At 50.6% G+C, this 18,360-nt stretch carries 20 protein-coding genes; 11 read left to right on the forward strand and 9 right to left on the reverse strand.

Annotated elements, in window-relative coordinates:
- Positions 1-32 precede the first annotated feature (32 nt).
- The 3 genes from GJV78_RS07210 to GJV78_RS07220 form a co-directional block, all read right to left on the reverse strand.
- Positions 33-419: a type II toxin-antitoxin system death-on-curing family toxin gene (locus tag GJV78_RS07210; protein ID WP_155107687.1), complete on the reverse strand. Its 387-nt coding sequence runs from the start codon at positions 417-419 to the stop codon at positions 33-35.
- On the reverse strand, positions 416-637 hold the full coding sequence (locus tag GJV78_RS07215; RefSeq protein ID WP_155107688.1) for a type II toxin-antitoxin system Phd/YefM family antitoxin: 222 nt from the start codon (positions 635-637) through the stop codon (positions 416-418). Before GJV78_RS07215 ends, GJV78_RS07210 begins: the two co-directional genes overlap by 4 nt.
- A 77-nt stretch (positions 638-714) precedes the next feature.
- Positions 715-1,686: an excinuclease ABC subunit UvrA gene (locus tag GJV78_RS07220; protein WP_230979089.1), complete on the reverse strand. Its 972-nt coding sequence runs from the start codon at positions 1,684-1,686 to the stop codon at positions 715-717.
- Positions 1,687-2,296: 610 nt separating this feature from the next.
- On the opposite strand from GJV78_RS07220, the gene GJV78_RS23290 reads away from it, so the two are divergent.
- The 10 genes from GJV78_RS23290 to GJV78_RS07265 all read left to right on the forward strand — a co-directional run bounded on the left by GJV78_RS23290 (position 2,297) and on the right by GJV78_RS07265 (position 10,728).
- Positions 2,297-3,157 (forward strand): rolling circle replication-associated protein, encoded by an 861-nt coding sequence (locus GJV78_RS23290; protein WP_209439235.1) that lies wholly within the window; start codon positions 2,297-2,299, stop codon positions 3,155-3,157.
- Positions 3,150-3,401, forward strand: coding sequence for a hypothetical protein (locus GJV78_RS22930; RefSeq protein ID WP_167519420.1), 252 nt, complete (start codon positions 3,150-3,152; stop codon positions 3,399-3,401). The genes GJV78_RS23290 and GJV78_RS22930 overlap by 8 nt, the downstream gene beginning before the upstream one ends.
- Positions 3,388-3,840 carry a hypothetical protein gene (locus GJV78_RS07230; protein WP_167519421.1) on the forward strand — a complete coding sequence of 151 codons (453 nt, stop codon included), beginning with the start codon at positions 3,388-3,390 and terminating at the stop codon, positions 3,838-3,840. Before GJV78_RS22930 ends, GJV78_RS07230 begins: the two co-directional genes overlap by 14 nt.
- A 107-nt stretch (positions 3,841-3,947) precedes the next feature.
- On the forward strand, positions 3,948-5,570 hold the full coding sequence (locus GJV78_RS07235; RefSeq protein WP_155107690.1) for a major capsid protein: 1,623 nt from the start codon (positions 3,948-3,950) through the stop codon (positions 5,568-5,570).
- On the forward strand, positions 5,554-6,396 hold the full coding sequence (locus GJV78_RS07240) for a hypothetical protein (protein WP_155107691.1): 843 nt from the start codon (positions 5,554-5,556) through the stop codon (positions 6,394-6,396). The genes GJV78_RS07235 and GJV78_RS07240 overlap by 17 nt, the downstream gene beginning before the upstream one ends.
- A gap of 240 nt (positions 6,397-6,636) precedes the next feature.
- Complete coding sequence (locus GJV78_RS23295; RefSeq protein WP_209439236.1) at positions 6,637-7,488, forward strand: rolling circle replication-associated protein; 852 nt, start codon at positions 6,637-6,639, stop codon at positions 7,486-7,488.
- On the forward strand, positions 7,481-7,726 hold the full coding sequence (locus tag GJV78_RS07250) for a hypothetical protein (RefSeq protein WP_155107692.1): 246 nt from the start codon (positions 7,481-7,483) through the stop codon (positions 7,724-7,726). Before GJV78_RS23295 ends, GJV78_RS07250 begins: the two co-directional genes overlap by 8 nt.
- Positions 7,716-8,171, forward strand: coding sequence for a hypothetical protein (locus tag GJV78_RS07255; RefSeq protein WP_155107693.1), 456 nt, complete (start codon positions 7,716-7,718; stop codon positions 8,169-8,171). The genes GJV78_RS07250 and GJV78_RS07255 overlap by 11 nt, the downstream gene beginning before the upstream one ends.
- Before the next feature lie 109 nt (positions 8,172-8,280).
- A complete protein-coding gene (locus GJV78_RS07260; RefSeq protein ID WP_155107694.1) occupies positions 8,281-9,918 on the forward strand; it encodes a major capsid protein in 1,638 nt (545 codons plus the stop codon).
- 9 nt (positions 9,919-9,927) lie between these two features.
- Complete coding sequence (locus tag GJV78_RS07265) at positions 9,928-10,728, forward strand: hypothetical protein (RefSeq protein WP_155107695.1); 801 nt, start codon at positions 9,928-9,930, stop codon at positions 10,726-10,728.
- A gap of 287 nt (positions 10,729-11,015) precedes the next feature.
- Here GJV78_RS07265 and GJV78_RS07270 read toward each other — a convergent pair whose 3' ends face one another.
- From GJV78_RS07270 to GJV78_RS07285, 4 genes are all read right to left on the reverse strand, one after another.
- A complete protein-coding gene (locus GJV78_RS07270) occupies positions 11,016-11,834 on the reverse strand; it encodes a lysozyme inhibitor LprI family protein (RefSeq protein WP_155107696.1) in 819 nt (272 codons plus the stop codon).
- Positions 11,835-11,975: 141 nt separating this feature from the next.
- On the reverse strand, positions 11,976-12,314 hold the full coding sequence (locus tag GJV78_RS07275; RefSeq protein WP_155107697.1) for a DUF6616 family protein: 339 nt from the start codon (positions 12,312-12,314) through the stop codon (positions 11,976-11,978).
- Positions 12,315-12,397: 83 nt separating this feature from the next.
- Entirely contained in the window at positions 12,398-12,892 is a 495-nt protein-coding gene (locus GJV78_RS07280; protein ID WP_155107698.1) for a MarR family winged helix-turn-helix transcriptional regulator, read from the reverse strand.
- Positions 12,893-13,062: 170 nt separating this feature from the next.
- Positions 13,063-13,599 (reverse strand): CaiF/GrlA family transcriptional regulator, encoded by a 537-nt coding sequence (locus GJV78_RS07285; protein WP_155107699.1) that lies wholly within the window; start codon positions 13,597-13,599, stop codon positions 13,063-13,065.
- 345 nt (positions 13,600-13,944) lie between these two features.
- On the opposite strand from GJV78_RS07285, the gene GJV78_RS07290 reads away from it, so the two are divergent.
- Complete coding sequence (locus tag GJV78_RS07290; protein WP_155107700.1) at positions 13,945-14,091, forward strand: hypothetical protein; 147 nt, start codon at positions 13,945-13,947, stop codon at positions 14,089-14,091.
- Positions 14,092-14,207: 116 nt separating this feature from the next.
- Here GJV78_RS07290 and GJV78_RS07295 read toward each other — a convergent pair whose 3' ends face one another.
- Both GJV78_RS07295 and GJV78_RS07300 read right to left on the reverse strand, forming a co-directional pair.
- Positions 14,208-17,081 carry an autotransporter outer membrane beta-barrel domain-containing protein gene (locus tag GJV78_RS07295; protein WP_155107701.1) on the reverse strand — a complete coding sequence of 958 codons (2,874 nt, stop codon included), beginning with the start codon at positions 17,079-17,081 and terminating at the stop codon, positions 14,208-14,210.
- Between the two features lie 295 nt (positions 17,082-17,376).
- Entirely contained in the window at positions 17,377-18,291 is a 915-nt protein-coding gene (locus GJV78_RS07300) for a bestrophin family protein (RefSeq protein ID WP_155107752.1), read from the reverse strand.
- Between the last annotated feature and the right edge of the window lie 69 nt (positions 18,292-18,360).

The following is an 18,360-nucleotide window of genomic DNA, read 5'->3' on the forward strand; positions in this document are numbered from 1 at the left end:
GATCTCGGTGAATAGGGGCAGGGTTTCTTCCATTAATTCTCTGAACTATCCACCAGTTCACGTAAACACTGCGCCAACTGGTCTACCGTTTTTTCTCCGATCGCTGCTTCAACCGTCAGATTTTCCAGCGTATTGTCAGTATCGTGAATACGGATGCCATTACGCCAAAGAAAGGTCATAGTAACGAAAAAAGCAGTACGTTTATTGCCATCGTGAAAGATATGACCGCGGGCGATAGCGATCCAGTAAGTAGCCGCCAGCTCAAATAGATCAGTGACGCCTTCGTAGTGAACGCGATTCTGCACCCGATAAATCAACGCCTGTGCTCTGCCGGGGTCAGATAAACCTGCCACACCGGGAAAGCGTTGCAAAATTCGATCGTGGAAGGCAATGACTTCCTGTGCGCTGACCCAAATCATCGGTCAGTCAGCGCCTTAATCGTGTGTTCATGCCGTTGCATGATGGCATCAAATTCCGTATCCAGTTTGGAATTTTGATAGGCCTCGAATTCGGCTTTGCTGATAAGCACGGCGGCACTGCCGTCACGACGGGTGATTTCAACAGGCTCACCATTTAACACGGTATCCAGTACAGTGGAAATATTGGCTCTGGCCTGTGTGGTGGTGTAGGTTTGCATAGTCCTCTCCTGATATGTACGAGTATAGTGTACGTTTAAATTGTACACTCCGAAACCATCACTAAACCTGACCGGTATTACTCGTCAGGATCGCCATTCCTTTTTTTTAGTCTGGCCGCCAGCCAGGGCGCGGTGAGGCTGTGTTTACTGCGGCTGACCTCTTCCGGCGTGCCGACCGCAATAATACGTCCGCCGTTTTCACCCGAGCCGGGACCGAGATCGAGAACCCAGTCGGCTTCTGCGGCAATGCGCATATCGTGCTCCGCCATGACCACCGTATCGCCGCGCTGAACCAGCCTGTCGAGAACCCGCATCAGCTTGTCCATATCCGCCGGATGCAGCCCCGTGGAGGGTTCGTCCAGCAGATAGAGCGTTTTACCCCGTTGTACGCGCTGCAGCTCCCAGGCGAGCTTAATGCGCTGGCATTCGCCACCGGACAGTTCGGTAGCGGGCTGACCCAGCGTCAGGTAGCCGAGACCGAGCGAGGCAAGCGCTGCCAGGGAGCGCTGGATGGTGTCATTATTTCTGAACACCTCAACGGCTTCGTCAACGGTGAGGTCCAGCACGTCCGCTATCGTTCTGTTATGCCAGCGGACCTCAAGGGTTTCCTCATTGTAGCGTCGTCCGCCGCAGGCAGAGCAGGGCGCGCTTGCCTGGGGCATAAACATCAGTTCGATAGTGATCTGCCCCTGTCCTTCGCAGGCGGGGCAGCGGCCGGCGGGCAGGTTGAAGGAAAAGCGACTGGCGTCAAAACTCCGCTTTTTCGCCTCATCGGTATCGGCAAAGAGCTTGCGCACGGTATCAAAGAAGCCGGTATAGGTCGCCAGGTTAGAGCGCGGCGTGCGCCCGATGGGTTTCTGGTCGATGCGAACCAGACGTTTCAGGGAGGTCCCGCCTGCCGTGATCTTACCCTGTACCTCCGGCACCAGGCTGTCCTCCTCTGACTCCTCATCCTCCGGGGTTTTGTCTAGTCGCTGAAGCAACGCCGGGAGCACCCGGGCCAGAAGCGTGGACTTGCCCGAGCCGGATACGCCGGTGATGGCGGTCATCCGTTCAAGAGGGATGCGGACATCCAGCCCGTGAATGTTATTGCAGGTGATTTGCTCAAGCTCCAGCCAGTGCTCGGGAAGTCGACGCTGGCGCAGACCCGGACGGTGTTAGATTGTGTCAAACGCCAGGGAGGATTTACCCGATCCGGATATCCCGGTAAAAACCACCATGGCATCACGGGGAAAGGTGAAGGAAACGTCCCTGAGGTTATGCGTCCTGGCTCCATGTACAGTGACGCCGGTACGGATATCCTCAGGCTGTGCATTTATGCTTTGTGATGGTTTTTCTGATGACATTGGTTCCCCTGATAATGCGTCAGTCTGTCGATATTATTAGTTTCGCCTTTCATGCTTGTGAGCAACACGAAACTGCATGAGTGAGTACATGACTGTCCTTACATTCATAATGGGATATGAAGTAAATGTATAATGAACATAAGGCAAGAAAAGGGATGCCTGTCAAGAATTCGTAACATGTTGATTTGTGAAGAAGCAGCTATCTAAGATGAAGTTATTGGGTGCTGTAGGGTATTTAACATAATATACATTATGCGTACTACGGTATAGCTATGCCAATTCTGTCCTTGTTTCCTTTATCATTGAGGCAGTTATGGCTTGTACACGTCCGCTAAATGCCTATCAGACGGCCTCGGGGAAAGTGTTTTTTACACCGAGCCGGGATTCTGTATTTATACAGTTGCCATGTGGTCAATGTGTTGGTTGCCGTCTTGCCCGTTCTCGTGAATGGGCTGTGCGGTGTATGCATGAAGCATTCATGTATGAGGAGAATTGTTTTATCACGCTGACCTATGCGGATCAGCATCTGCCGTTTACTGAGAACGGCCTTCCCACGTTGAAACGTGATGACCTGACGCTGTTTCTTAAGCGACTGCGTAAGCGTTTCAATCATAAGATTCGTTATTTTGGCTGCGGTGAATATGGCTCTAAATTAGCGCGTCCTCACTATCATCTGGTGCTTTTTAATCATGACTTCGCTGATAAAGTTTTATTCAAATCAGGTAAGTTCCCTTTGTTTGTGTCCGGTGTATTACAGGAATTATGGCCATTTGGGCATTCCATTGTCGCTGGCTTTTCATTCGAGTCTGCTGCGTACACGGCTCGCTATTGTGTTAAGAAAATTAATGGCGATAAGGCTGATGCGCATTATCAAGATAGAGTTCCTGAATTCTCGTGCATGTCCCTCCGACCTGGAATTGGCTATGACTTTTTCATCGAATACTATGATGACATCGTCAATCATGACAAGGTTGTTAGCCGTGGTGGACGCGCTCAACAGCCGCCCCGCTATTACGACAAATTACTCTCTGGCTGCGACCTGGAACTCTTACAAGCTAATAAGGCGAGACGTAAGGCAAATGCTAAACCTTTAGATCCGTGGCGTTTAGCTGATTTAGATAAATTCAATCTAATTAAGTTTAATAATATGATGAGGAAATACGAGAATGGCTAATCTGTATACTATTTTTGACCGTGATTTACAGTGTGATGTTTCATGCTTTTTAAGTAATGATAATGGTCAGGCTTCTGATGTGTTTGTCGTTTATTGTTCCAGCCGTCCCGCAGGTTTGCGGCATTTTGATTTATATGAAGTTGCTGACCTTCAGTATATGGATAATCAGTATCGCGTTTTTAATTATGAAGAACGTATGTATGTCCGGTCTTTCGTGGAGCCTGATAAAGATGGTCATCATTAATTCCCGTTATCGTCATCCGGCTGCGGCCGGAATTACGTTTACTGAGCCTACACTGACACAACAGCATTTTGCTCAGGAGACTGATATTAACCAGATTGTCAGACGTGCAATCAATACCGGTGATGTTTCAGTTTTTACCCCTGCGGATCGTTCTGAGTTTTATGACTGTACGGTTTATGAGGACTATCAGTCTTCGCTGCATTTTCTCAAAGAGATTGAGGATGATTTCTCCTCCCTGCCCTCTGATATTCGACGTCAATTTAATGACCGGGCTGACAATTATGTCCGGTTTATGACTGACCCCGCTAACGTTGGTAAAGCGGTCGAACTTGGCTTACTACAGGGCGGAGAGAAGTCGAAACCGCAGGCTTCGGCTTCGGATCCGTCCGACCCCGCGGGAGCGCCGCCGGAGGCGAAAAAACCCGAAAGCGATGCATAAAGTTTCGGGTCTGGCACAGTTCTACTTGATGTAACTGTGCCAGGTGACACCGAGCTTACAGCGATTGTGTTACCTATTCACTAACATTGCATAGTTATGAGGTTTCTATGAAAGGTAGTTTTAAGAACCCTTCGGTAATGAATCATCAGTTTTCGATGATTCCTTCCGTAAACATTCCACGTTCAGTGTTTAACCGCAGTTCTGGCTATAAGACTACGTTTGACTCTGGATGGCTGATCCCGTTCTTTGTGGATGAGGCGTTACCCGGTGATACATTCCACATGAAAGTTTCAATGCTGACGCGTATGTCTACGCCTATAGTTCCGGTAATGGATAACCTGAAACTGGATTATTTCTTTTTTAGTGTCCCTTATCGTTTACTGTGGGATAACTGGCAGCGTTTTAATGGTGAGCAAACTAACCCTGGTGATTCTGTTGATTATTTAATACCTCAGATGAAATCCGGTGCTGATGGTTTTGCTGTTCATTCGCTTGCGGATTATTTTGGCTTGCCGACTGGCATTCCTAATCTGTCTGTAAACGCACTTCCGTTCCGCGCATATAACCTTATTTACAATGAGTGGTTCCGTGATGAAAACTTGATTGATTCTTCTGTTGTTAATCGTGGTGATGCAGAAACAGATATGACGGATTACCCGTTACTTAAGCGTTGTAAACGCCATGATTATTTTACTTCTTGTTTGCCGTGGCCTCAGAAAGGTCCAGGTGTTGGGCTGGGCCTTGCTCCGATGAATGAGGACTTAACATTTACTTTTTCAAACCGGAGTATTGTTGCGCCTGAGAAAATTGATGGCGTTAAGTTATATTCTAACCATTCAAATCCAGGCGTTATTATTGCCGATAACCCTACTATTGCCAGCCCGCAGGCAACTGAGGACTGGGATATTACCAGCAGTAATCTTTCTGTCAGTCTTGCCAATGACGATGCCCTGACAATCAATTCTTTACGTCAGGCCTTCCAGCTACAGCGTATGCTCGAGCGGGATGCTCGCGGTGGTTCCCGTTATACGGAAATTTTACGCTCACATTTCGGAGTAATTAGCCCAGATGCCCGACTTCAGCGCCCTGAATATCTTGGTGGTGGTTCTGTTGACATTAACATTAATCCTGTTGTTCAGAATTCATCGACTGATGACGTATCGCCACAAGGTAACCTCGCAGCTTTCGCACTATCAGGTGCGTACCGTCATGGTTTTAGTCATTCATTTACTGAGCACTGCTTTGTTATTGGCTTATGTTCTGTTCGAGCGGATTTGACGTATCAGCAGGGTATTCCCCGCATGTTTTCCCGTCAGACACGTTATGACCATTACTGGCCTACCCTGGCTCATTTAAGTGAGCAGGCTGTGCTGAATAAGGAGATATATGCCCAGGGTAATGAAGAGGACGATAAAATCTTCGGCTATCAGGAGCGCTATGCCGAGTACCGTTATTCACCGTCGAAAATTACAGGTAAGTTCCGTTCGACGGATCCGCAGTCGCTCGATGTGTGGCATCTCTCGCAGAAATTTGAAAACCTCCCTGTGCTCAATGCTGAGTTTATCAAGGAAAACCCGCCCCTCGACCGAGTTCTGGCGGTTCAGAGCGGCGGTGGTGAAATTGATCCTACCGGTGGTGAGCCGCAGTTCCTGATGGACTGTTATTTTGACCTTAAGTGTGCACGGCCAATGCCTGTTTATTCTGTACCCGGGCATGTCGATCACTTCTGATTTACAGGCCTCTCCGGAGGCCTTTTTGTTGAGGTATATCATGGGTTTTTTTAATTTCAATCATATCCTTGGTCCGCTTGCCGGTGCAGCTTCTGGTTTTATGTCCGGCGGCGTTCTGGGTGCTGTTTCCGGTGGTCTGAGTTCTGCCTATGCGCAGAGTCAGGAGCAGGATCAGCGCAAATGGCAGGAGAAGATGTCAAATACGGAAGTACAGCGCCGTGTGAAGGATTTACGTGCCGCCGGACTTAATCCCATTCTTGCTGCTACAAACGGCGCCCTACAGGGCGCCAGTAGTCCACAGGTTCCTGTTGCTCAGGCACCTGACGTATCTAAGTACACTGGAACGTCTTCTGCGAGACAGCTGGCAGACACTAACGCTAAGCAGGTTGCCAGTAATATTTCACTTCAGCAGACGCAGTCAGCCAGTAACCTGGCTGACGTAAAGGTTAAGCAGGCTCAGGCCGAAAATATGTCTGCGCAGAATAACCTTATTAATCAGCAGGTCTTGACTGAGGCAACGCGGCGCGCAAACATGGAAGCGCAGTCCGGTCTATACTCTGCCCAGACAGTCAGACAGAGGCTCCAGGCTGTGGAGGATAAAGTAATATCTGATTACCTCAGAACACCTACAGGAGCTGAAAGTGCTAGAACAAGTTTCGATAACAAAACTGGTGGTAGCGTTGGTCTTGTTAATACCACTGCTGGTTTTCTTGACAGGCTTTTTGGCCAGAGTTCGTCGCATTCTGCAAAAGCTGTCAAAAATGTGAAGTGGAACGGTCATTTGCTGCCGCCTGATATCCGGGCGAAGTTAGGAGCACGTGATTAACTATTCATTATGAGAGGTTATTTATGCAACGCAAGCGCATGTCACGCCGGGGTTCCCGGCGTTCTTTTCGTAAACATTCTGGTACACACAAACGCAATCTGCGTCGTGGATCAGCGCGTGGAGGCTTCAGAATTTAATGTGTGGTTATACAGTCGTTAACATAATGCAACATTATACGCACTACGGGTGCGCTACGTTGATTTTGGTGTCGTGTTGCAGTATTTCTCCACTGGAGAATCTATGGCCTGTACACGTCCCCTCAATGCCTACCGTTCACAATCTGGCAAGATTTTTTTTACACCGTTCCGCGGTGCTGAGTTTATTCAGCTTCCCTGTGGCCAGTGTATTGGTTGCCGTTTGAGTCATTCGCGTGACTGGGCTACACGTATGGTGCACGAGGCGTTCATGCACGAACGCAACTGTTTTATAACCCTTACTTACAATGATGCAAATTTGCCTGACGGAGGTACCCTTGTCAAAAAGCATCTTACCGATTTCTTTAAACGGCTCCGTAAAGCCCTCGGAGAAACTAAAATTCGATATTTTGCATGTGGTGAGTACGGATCCAAATTGTCACGTCCTCATTATCACGCCATTATTTTCGGTTATGACTTTCCGGACAAGCGTCTACACCAGAACGGAAAGTTCCCGTTATTTATCTCCTCTCTTTTACAAGCCCTCTGGCCTTTTGGATTTTCCACAGTCGCAGCGTTTTCTTTCGAATCTGCTGCGTATGTCGCTCGATACTGCGTCAAAAAAATTACAGGAAACCTCGCAGATGAACATTATGGCGTAAAGATTCCTGAGTATTCCGTGATGAGTCGTAACCCCGGTTTAGGTTACGATTTTTTTATTCAGTTCTATGATGACATTGTTAACCATGACCGTGTTGTTTCCCGTGGCGGTCGCCAGACTATGCCTCCCCGTTATTACGATAAATTATTGTCCGGCTGTGACCTTGAGCTGCTCGAACGTAATAAAGAGAAACGTAAACTTGACGCCCGGATATTAGACCCGTGGCGTCTTGCTGATTTAGATAAATTCAACCTGATTAAATTCAACCGAATGATGAGGAAATTAGAAAATGCCTAACTTATATGCTGTAGTGGATAAAAACCTTAAATGTGATGTACTGGTTTTTCTGTCTGATGATGCTGGCGCTGCGTCAGCGCTTTTTGGTGTCTGGTGTGCTAACCGCCCTGCTGGCTACCGTTATTATGACCTGTATCAGATAGCTGAAGTTCCTTTTGTTGACGAGCTTTATTTAGTGCTCGAATCTGACCGTATATACATCAGAACTTATTCTGAAGAGGTGAATAATGAAGCTTAAATTTTATTCCCGATATAATTACCCTCAGCGTGAGGGTATTACTTTTACTGAACCCACCCGTACGCAACAACAATTTGCGCGCGAAAGCGATATTAATGAAATTGTGCGACGTGCTATTACAACCGGTGATACTGCCGTTTTCACCCCTGACCAGCGTGCGGAGTTCTACGACTGCACGTCTTTTGATGACTATCAGTCCTCTGTCAACCTCCTGAATGGTATCAACGACGATTTCTTCACCCTTCCCGCCGACGTTCGTCGTGAGTTTGCGGATGACCCGGGTAAATATATTCAGTTTGTAGTCAATCCTGAGAACTTCGACCGTTGTGTCGAACTGGGTATTTTTACTCGCTCCGGGAAGGAGCAGACGTCCTCGTCTGCGAACGTGCCGGAGCCGCCCCCGGCAGGGCCGTCGGAGACGAAAACACCCGGAAGCGATGCATAAATTTGCATCGTCGGCACAGTTCTACTTGATGTAACTGTGCCGACTGACACCAATGTGTCAGCGACTTATGTAACTATGCAGTTTTAATGACTGATTATGCAAAGAGGTTATGATGTCCAGATTTAAAAACCCTTCTGTCATGAACCATCAGTTCTCGACCATTCCTTCAGTAAATATTCCCCGGTCGGTGTTCAACCGGAGCTCTGGCTTTAAGACCACATTCGACTCAGGTTATCTTGTGCCGTTTTTTGTGGATGAGGCCTTGCCCGGAGATACCTTCCACATGAAAGTCTCGATGTTGACCCGTATGAGCACGCCTATCGTGCCCGTAATGGATAACGTCAAGCTGGATTATTTCTTTTTCGCCGTACCGTATCGCCTCGTCTGGGAGAACTGGCAGCGTTTCAACGGTGAGCAGACGAATCCTGGCGATTCCACTGATTACCTTATCCCTCAGTTAAAATCCGGCGACAGCGGCTTCCAGACGCATTCTATGGCCGATTATTTCGGACTCCCTACCCGTGTCCCTAATCTTTCCGTCAGCGCCCTGCCGTTCCGCGCCTACAACCTGATTTACAATGAGTGGTTCCGCGATGAGAACCTTATCGATAGTGTTCCTGTGCCTCTTGATGACGCAGAGGATGACATTGCTGATTTCCCTCTGCGTAAACGTGGTAAACGTCACGACTACTTCACCTCATGCCTTCCGTGGCCGCAGAAAGGCCCGGCTGTTACGCTTGGCGTAAACACGGCGTTCTCCACTATTCCGGATATGCCCCTTACGTTTAACTTTGCCGAAGGAACCAGTGGTCAACGTAAAGTTGAGGGTTCCACAATAACAGCCCGTAATCAGGGCTTTCTTACTGCTACGGATACAACCGTTCAGGAACCAGATACTTTCTGGACCTTAAATACTAGTAAGAATACGTTTGATGCGCTTAATTTCGATGGCTCTGATGCCATTACCATAAATTCCCTGCGTGAAGCTTTCCAGCTCCAGCGCATGCTGGAACGTGATGCCCGCGGTGGTTCCCGTTATACAGAAATCCTTCGTTCTCATTTTGGAGTAATTAGCCCAGATGCCCGACTTCAACGCCCTGAATATCTTGGTGGTGGTTCTACTGATATTAGTATTAATCCTGTGGTACAGAATTCATCAACTGACAATGTCTCCCCACAGGGTAACCTCGCAGCATACGCCCTCTCCGGTTCGTATAATCACGGTTTTAGCCGTTCATTTACTGAGCACTGTATTATTATTGGCTTATGTTCTGTACGTGCGGATTTAACTTACCAGCAAGGCATTCCGCGAATGTTTTCCCGTCAGACCCGATGGGACCATTACTGGCCTACTCTCGCGCATTTAGGCGAGCAGGCTGTATTAAATAAGGAAATATATGCTCAGGGTAACGACCAGGACGAAGAAGTATTTGGTTATCAGGAACGTTATGCTGAATATCGTTATTCCCCGTCTAAAATTACCGGAAAAATGCGTTCGACAGACCCGCAGTCTTTAGATGTCTGGCATTTATCGCAAAAATTTGAAAACTTACCTGTCCTGAATCAGGAATTCATTGAAGAGAACCCGCCGCTTAATCGTGTATTAGCTGTTCAGAGTTCCGGTAGCGGTGAATATCCCGATGAAAATAGTGGAGAGCCTCAGTTTATTATGGATGCTTTCTTTGATTTAAAATGTGCCCGTCCAATGCCTGTATATTCTGTTCCTGGTTATATTGACCACTTCTAAGGTGAATATATGAGTTTCTTTAGTAAAGCTCTTGGCGCCGCTTCTGGCGCCCTTTCTGGTTATATGTCCGGTGGCCCTATGGGCGCTATCGCCGGTGGCCTTAGTTCTGCGTTTGGTATTTCACAGCAGAACGACCAGCGTAAGTGGCAGGAGAAGATGGCTAACACGCAGGTACAGCGCCGTGTTAAGGACCTTAAAGCCGCTGGCCTTAATCCCATACTTGCTGCTACCTCCGGTAGTCTTCAGGGTGCCGCCGTTCCTCAGGCGCAACCCGCTCAGGCTCCTGATGTTTCGAAGTACACAGGTACTGCATCCGCCAGGCAACTGGCGAATCAGAATGCTATTCAGATGGAAAGTAATATTCGTCTGCAAGGAGCGCAGACGGCTAACCAGCTTGCTGACGTCAGTGTTAAACAAGCTCAGGCCCGTAATATGGATGTGCAGAATAACCTGATAAATCAACAGGTCTTGACAGAGGCCACTCGCAGGGCCAACCTTGAAGCCCAGTCCGGCTTATACTCTGCTCAGTCAGTTCGCCAGAAGCTGCAGGCGGTTGAAGACAAAGTGATAGCCGATTATTTGAAAACACCTTGGGGTGTAGAATCTGTTCGAGGTAAATACGATAATGCAAGTGGCTCAATTGTTAGTCCTTTCAAGCAGTTTACTCGTTGGACTGATGATGCTTTTGGTCTTTCTGGTAGTTCGAGCCATTCGGCGAAGAAAGTGAAGGATGAAAAAGTAAGATCCAATAGCGTTCGGTATAAACCGAACGCTTATCAACAACAAATGATAGATAATTACAGGAGGTAGTAATGCGTAGACGTAAAATGACCCGTCGTGGGTCTAAACGAAATTTTCGTAGACATGCTCATTCGCATAAACGTAATACTCGACGTGGATCCGTTCGAGGTGGTTTTCGGATTTAACTATTAATTAACAACTGCAACACTTCACCATAACAAAATATACATTACGCGCACCAATGGTGAGGATGGCAGAATCTGGCGGGAATCGTTGACACTGGCCGTCAAATGGCTACTATCGACAGTGATTCAAAATCATCCGTTTCTCCAGACGAAACTTACGAGTGCTTTCGTTTAATTCGCTTTTTCCATCAGGCTTTTAACCCGGGCAACCATTTTCGTTTCAATACAGGCCCGATCGTCCCGGCAGCGATTTCTTTCCGCGATCCACAGGCGCTGCTCATTTTTAAGCGCGGCCAGGCTCCCGGTAACCTCAATGCCAGTTTGCTTTGTCTGAAAAACGACTATCTCATAGGCTGCCGCAACGCTTCGATCCCATGCGGCCAGGGTGGGAAATTTACAGATAGTCTTTTCAGTAATGTTTCCTGCCTTCTGACAGCTAAAAGAGGGTTTTTCAGCGACGCCTGGCGATAATTTTTGTAACAGCAATAACGTATTTCCCTGCCAGTTGGTCAGCAGGGTCTGCTTATCCATCATCGTCAGCCAGTTAGCGATGTTTTCACCCGCAGGCCCCACCATACCGCTGGAACATTCAATTAAAAATGGGACGACATTATTATCGCCCTGCGTTTCGAGCAAATAATCCCTTGCCAGATTAATGCGGGTATCATCGCCAAGGGTTAACGCCAGGAGATGGTTCAGCGTTGTTGTCGACTGGGCGATTAATACCGGTTGCTCACAGCCGGGCTCGCTCAGGTATCTTCCCGTAATCTTCTCGGGTGTCAGCGACATAACGCGGCCGACCAGCAGAGGATCGTCAAAAGGAATCGCCGAGCGACTGGCTCGCTGACTATCTATATAAACATGCTTCACCTGCCATTCACCGATAAATGTATCAACGTGGACGCGCTCTGCCTGCGCTGCGCCATAATAGAAAAGCCCCGCCAGTATTAAAGTGCGAAGATTAAAAACCGTTACTGAATACTTCATCATATCGTCTTTTCCTTTGAGACAAACATCCATTCCATGTGCACAACCGGCTATCTATTCCTGCAAAGCGATACGCCAGCGTTTAACGCACCTTCTCCCCTGCTCTACCCGGTCAGCCGTACCGGCCAGAGCAGGCACTCGCGCTTATATCTTTTCCAGAGCACGAAGATGGCTGACGAAATCACCGTCCGCCCCCGCCGCATTCAGATGATCAAAGTAATCATACCAGCCGCTGGCCTTAATCCCTGCCAACAGCGCATCGCGAACCTGAGCATCAGGAAAGCACCAGATCCCTAAAAAACGATGCCCGGTGCTATTATCTAATCCCGGTTCTGTTTCAGTCAGCGTGAGGAGTTCAACGCCCAGGCTGGCTAAGCCCTCCATTGCGCCACCGATACCTTCCAGAAACGATCGGCGTTGTTCGGCGGTCAGCGCTTTCCATTGGGCGTTGGGTGTATAAAGTTCGATCAGATAGTATGACATAAGGTTTTCTCCTTGACCTTAAGTAGCGCGCATAGCGCGTTGAGTAACGCCGGATGGCGTCAGTGAGCAGACTTCGCACGGGGCTATTGCGCATGGCCGCCCGTGTTACCTGCAATCTTTTCCAGCAGGACGCCCAGTTGCTGACGCTCCCCGGCAGAAAGGTTGCCGAAGAGGCTGGCAATCCAGCGGCTATGTTGCTCAAACACGGTCCTGGCTACCTGCTTTCCTTTTTCCGTAAGCCGGATACATAGCGCCCGCCGATCGCTGGCGTTCAGATGTCGCTCAATCAGACCTTCTCGTCCCAGGCCATCCAGCAGGCCCGTAACCGTGGCGCGCGTAACGCCCGCTCGTTCTGCCAGCGCGTTAGGAGCCAGTCCGTCCGCTGCGGCATCGAGCAGGAACAGAATAACGAAGCGCCCTTCAGACAGGCCATGCGGTGCCAGCAGCGCGGCACAGTCCCGATCGATTGCCGCAGCCAGTGACAGCGTTTTAAAACATAAGCGGATCCCCTCTACGTCGGGCACGCTCTTTTGCCGGGCCTCCTGAAGAAGCGCGAGATATTTTTGTTCAAGCTTCATGCTATCGTCGCCATGTAGTAAGGTGCCTTATTATATGGCGGCATCAATACTCTCTGCAAGCACACTTTTTATCCATGTTCTGCTGAGTCAGAAATGTTTACAGCATCACGCTGGTCAACGTCCATGATGGCGGACACCGCCTCCGAAGGGCGTGCACGCCGTCATTTAATTCAGGAGCGAAGCGCATCAGAATCGAGAAACTCCGTTTTCTCCTCATGCTCTTCGCTGAGCATGGCGTAATCTACCGGACAGGCCGCTTTCCATGCTGCAATGCTGACAATGTCACCGCTTTTGGGTCGGGACAACAGCCAGCGTGACAAAAGCCGATCCCGATCGTCCTTCTTCTTGCCCGGCTTCCGTCCGACCCGCTTACCGTCGGCGGGCGATTTATCAGAGACCGCCAGAATGCGCATCATTAGCTGGCTGCGGCCGCCGCGAATGGGGATCCTGCGCACCTCAAAGGTAATATCGTTACCCTCGTTGCGATGGCAGATATAGTGCAGAATGCCGCTGGCGCGCCGCAAATCGATGTGAAACGCCTCGCTAACGTCGCCGCGGGAGAAGGCGCTTCCTCTTAGTAATCCCCACCAGGCGACGGCCCGATAAAGCGGTAAATCGCCAAGATGACTAATTTCTGGCGGCACGGAAAAATCTTCATGATTATTTTGCTTTCCACTGCGTATATCTGTGAGGGATTGCTTATTCATAGAACCGACCCGTTATTAATATTGTTACGAAAAATAAATCCGACGAAAGCTAAGAGCCTGGCCCATCAGGGCTATTTCACTTACCATTATTCTGAACCCGGGCAGCGCTCGCACAGGTGGGCCAGGCGTTAAATAAATATCCCCGTCATACTTCATTCAAATCGCATGTGCGTTGGCTACGGGTTACTCGTCTCATCCATGAGGCTCGCCCTGACGGGCCGCCGCTGCGCGGCATTCAAATCTGCTCCCGACAGATTTGTCGGCCCCCTCCGGGGCCAGCGCTACGGCGGTTCAAAACACGCTGCGTTTTGTCATGCAACTCGAATTATTTAGGGTATAAAATGAATGACTAATTTATTACGCAAGAATAAAACACCCTATATGTATCACGGCGGCAGAGCGGGAAAGTTTGATCTGGAGCATTGCTTTGCTGAAGCTGAGAAAGGCTTTGTAACGCTGGTTTCTGGCGTTGTTCACGGCGTAAAAGAGTGATGCTGACGATGAATTAACACTTTTAGTTAATATTAAAAATGGCCGGTGATGATATTAGCCGCTGCGTAAAAGTAGTCGATAAAACTCCCCCGGTTTTAACGCCGGGGGAAACAGCATCAGAACACAAGTTTAATACCGAGTACGGCCTGAGTATCGCTATAGCCGCTGTCGCCAATCTGCTGGCCGACATTACCCCACAGATGCAGACGAGTATTCACCTTCGCCTCCACGCCGGCCCGGACTTCAGCGATGTTTCTTGCGCCGTCTACCTTACCTTCGATCTCATTCATTGAAACCGCATAGCTGCGCGTATTGTGCAGCCAGTTAGCCTCAACAAAGGGCTGGAACATCCGATCTTTGCCCTCGTCACGCTGGCTGTGGCCGCGCAGCCAGGCTTTTACCCCCAGGCGGCTTTGCAGGTTACCTTTATCCTGGTCGCGGACCCGCGTGCCGTTCGCCTCCCGCCGATCGTCAGCGGAGACGCCCATCCAGGTCAGCTGCGCCTGGGGCTGTAGCCAGTAGCTCAGCCGCGCCTGCTCAGCGAGCAGGAAAGCGTGTCCGGCCTCAAGCGAGGCGGTGATCCCACGGGAGCGGTAGTTTTCCTGCGGCAGGCCGTCGCCCGATACGCTGTTATCAAACCAGTTGTACAGCATCCAGGCGTCAACATAGCTGGCATCTTTATCATCACGGTCAGCGTACCAGGTGAGATAAAAACCGGCGCTATAGCCGGAAACCGTGCCGTCTGCCCGGTAGCCGGAAATCGAGGAGCGGGTGTTGCTCTGGCTGTTAGCGTACCCTGCCATAACCCCTAAATGCCAGCGGTCGTTAAGACCGGCGCTCCACTGCGCCACGTCCCCACCCAATTGCACCACATAGCGATTGCTTTGCGTGCGCAGCTGACCGGAAGTATCACGAAAACGGGTATGGCCTCCGACGTTACGCAGCCACAGGCTGGTTACCCGCGATTCGCCGGTAACGGGATCGATATATTCCGTTTCCCCCAGACGATCGTAAAGCCGGGTGTTAAACAGGGTATTGGCGGCAACACTGTTCGCCAGATAAGCCCCCATTTCCGGACGATAAACCGCCTCTTTGCCGGGTTCAGGCTGCGGAACGGGCACGTCCGGCGTCACGGGATCGGACTGCGGAACCGGCACAGACTCTGGTTGCGGTTCAGGTTGCGGCACAGGCTCTGATTCTGGCGCTGGATCAGGAGCCGGCTGGGGATCGGGTTCAGGCTGCGGTCCGGGAATCGGCTCTTTTTCAGGATCATCTTCTGCAGGCGTCCATGTATTGGTCAGATACCAGTGATTGGAATCGGGTATTTGCGCGGACTCCTCTGTATTCGCCCCGCGCTGTAGCGCATAGTCCCAGGCACCTGCAACCAGCCGCCCCTGAGCGACGAACTCGCCGTCCGATGCGCCGTCAACGCGCACCACCTGCGCGCCGTTTAAGTCGCTGACGGCGGCGGTGCCCAGCTCGTTAAGCGCTACCCGGGTTGTCCCTGAAGTACTGCCCTGAACGTGGAGCTGGTTTACCAGCGATTTTTGCTGCGCGCTGTCCTCGGCGGTATTGAGGATCAGCAGCCCGTTATCACCCACGTAATCCCCGCTGACGGTAAAAACGCTGCCTGCCAGCGCCAGCGGATCGCGCCCGGCCTTCGGCGTGCCAAAGCTCAGGGTTCCGCCGAGAGTCAGGGATTTCACGTTCTGGCTGTAGCCGTTAAGATCCAGGGTTCCCTTTTCAGCCACCGAAAAATCCGCATTGCTGCTGAAAGCGCGGCTGCTGCCGGCGCGCAGCGTCCCGTTGCTGACGGTGGCCCGCCCGCTCCAGTCATTACTACCGCTCAGCAGCGTGGTGCCCGGGCCTTCATGGCTAACCACGCCGTCGCCGCGGATTTGCGCGCTCAGAGTGTAATCTTCGCTGGTATGGTTGAAGTTGAGTACCGCCAGGCTGTCGTGATTAATTCGGTTACCGAGAAAAATCAGCGGCGTCTCAATAGAGCCAGCCTGCCGCGCGGCTTCTCCCTGTCTGCCCCCCACGTTAACAATACCAGTACTGCCGGAGCCAATACCAAGCCACAGAAAGCCGTCGGCTTTAACCCGCCCGCTGTCGCTGACGATCAGCTCTCCTTTCGCATCGTTCTTATCTTCGCTAAACCCGCCGAAAATAAGGCCATTGCCGGTTTCCAGCGTTGAGCCAGCTCCCTCTACGTTAACCGTGCCGTTGCCCTTGCTCTGGCTCGTGTTGGTATTGCCGACATAGCCGATGTTCATCTGCCCCGCAATGGAAAGCCGTCCGCCGTCGAGGATATCCAGCCGGCCCACGCCCTTATCACCGACAACGCCAGATGCGGCGGCCACGGAGCTATTTTCACCGGTAATGACCATTGCTCCCGTCGCACCCTCGTAGAATTCGCCGATGCGCAGCTCTCTGATGCCGGTGATGTAGCTGCCGTCCTCAACCCGCACGCTGCCGTCGCCGTTTTCTGTACCGAGCACAAGGTGGGCACCCATTTGCCATCCGGCACCGTGAGTTAAAAGCACCGACCCACGACTCCCCTGGCCAATCGTCCCGGCCTTCGCCCCTATCGTCCGCCCGTCAACGATCAGATCGCCTTCGGTAACGCTGCCGACGGTCAGCCCGTTAAAGTTATTCCATTCGGCATCGGTGTTCTTATCGGCAGAGAGCGTTACCGTAGTCCCCTGATTGATCACCATCCTGCCGTTATCGGGTTTAACGCTGACAGCAGCGAGCTTCTGGCTCTGTCCGACGGCAGCTTTCTGCCTGCCCTCAGAACACAGCACGGTAGATTCGCTGTCGCAGCGCTGCGTCTCGGCCTGAAGGGTGTCGGGAGCGATCAGCCCGGTGGTTGCCAGTAGCAGACCGGGAATAACCGGCAGCGCGGCGTTGTATCTGGCTGAACGGGGTGAAATTAACTGTTTGCCGGGTAAGCGCGTTTTGTTTAAAACCGTTTGAAATTTTTTCATGGATACGCTCCTGGTTATCGTAAAAACGCTGTTCAGTGATGTCGGCAGCCTCAGCTACGCCGCATAACTGATGTTTTTACGAACGCCGTGAATAAAATTTCAACGCTTTTTGACTATAAAAACGCTATAGTTTGAGGATTATCAACGCATCATGCTATGAAATATCGTGATGCTAAAAATAATAATCTGCCGCATTGACAGCTAATGGCTGTCGTTCGTTATCTGAAAGGTTACCCTGAATAACAGGACGCTTTTCCCCCTCTTCGGCGATCTTACTCCTCAGTAAGGCGGCTGTTCAGGAAAGCAGATAGTGCTTATCCGGCATCCGTTTCGGCGGAATATTGCTCTCATCGTTCATCTGCAGCAAATCAATCTCAATGGTGTTGCAGATAGCGTCCAGGGGCAGATCGTTGTTTTCCATGCCAAAGGGATCTTCCAGCTCTTCAGCCAGCGAATCGAGAGAGATAAAGGTGTAAGAAATAAGTACCGAGATAAACGGCGTCATATAGTGCAGATCGACCACCAGGCCAAACGGCAGCAGGATGCAGAACAGGTAAACCGTACGGTGCAAAATAAGCGTATAGGCAAACGGCACCGGCGTATTGGCGATCCGCTCGCAGCCGCCCAGCACGGTGGAGATATCATTTAACCTGTTGTTTAAACTATGAAATAATATATCAGAAAGCTGACCTTCCCGGCGTCGCGTCGCCAGCCACTCCCCCATAAGCAGCAGAATATGGTTTGCCGGCGAGTTGGAGGCAAAAACGCGCTGCAGGTCGCGCTCGTTCAGGTACTGCGCCAGCATTTCCGGCTGCGGCTGACGGCGCAGGGTCATACGCAAACAGTGGGCAAAGGCGATTTGCAGCCTGATAAACTGCCCTGTGCGCTGCTCTTCCGGCAGCACCGTTTTAACCTCGCGCAGCAGCGAACGTGAGGTAATCGTCAGCTGGCCCCAGAGCTGCCGCGCCTCAACGTAGCGGGCATAGCAGGCGTTATTGCGAAAGCCTAAAAAGATGGCGATGGCCACGCCGAGTATGCTGAACGGCGCGAGGGAGAATTTAATGCCCAGCATGGTGTACCAGGGCAGCATAACGATCACGGCGATGGAAAATACAAAGTTAAGCAGCAGGCGCGAAAAGGTTTTAACTAATACGGAGCCGTGCCAGACAAAAATCAGGCGGAGCCAGTGTTGTTTAGGGCGAACGATCATGATTATCTTCGAAATGGGAAAGCGCTGCTCATTAAACGTGATCAACTTCAAACTTTCAACCACATTACC

The organism is Intestinirhabdus alba, assembly GCF_009711095.1.
In the GTDB taxonomy this organism is placed as follows: domain Bacteria; phylum Pseudomonadota; class Gammaproteobacteria; order Enterobacterales; family Enterobacteriaceae; genus Intestinirhabdus; species Intestinirhabdus alba.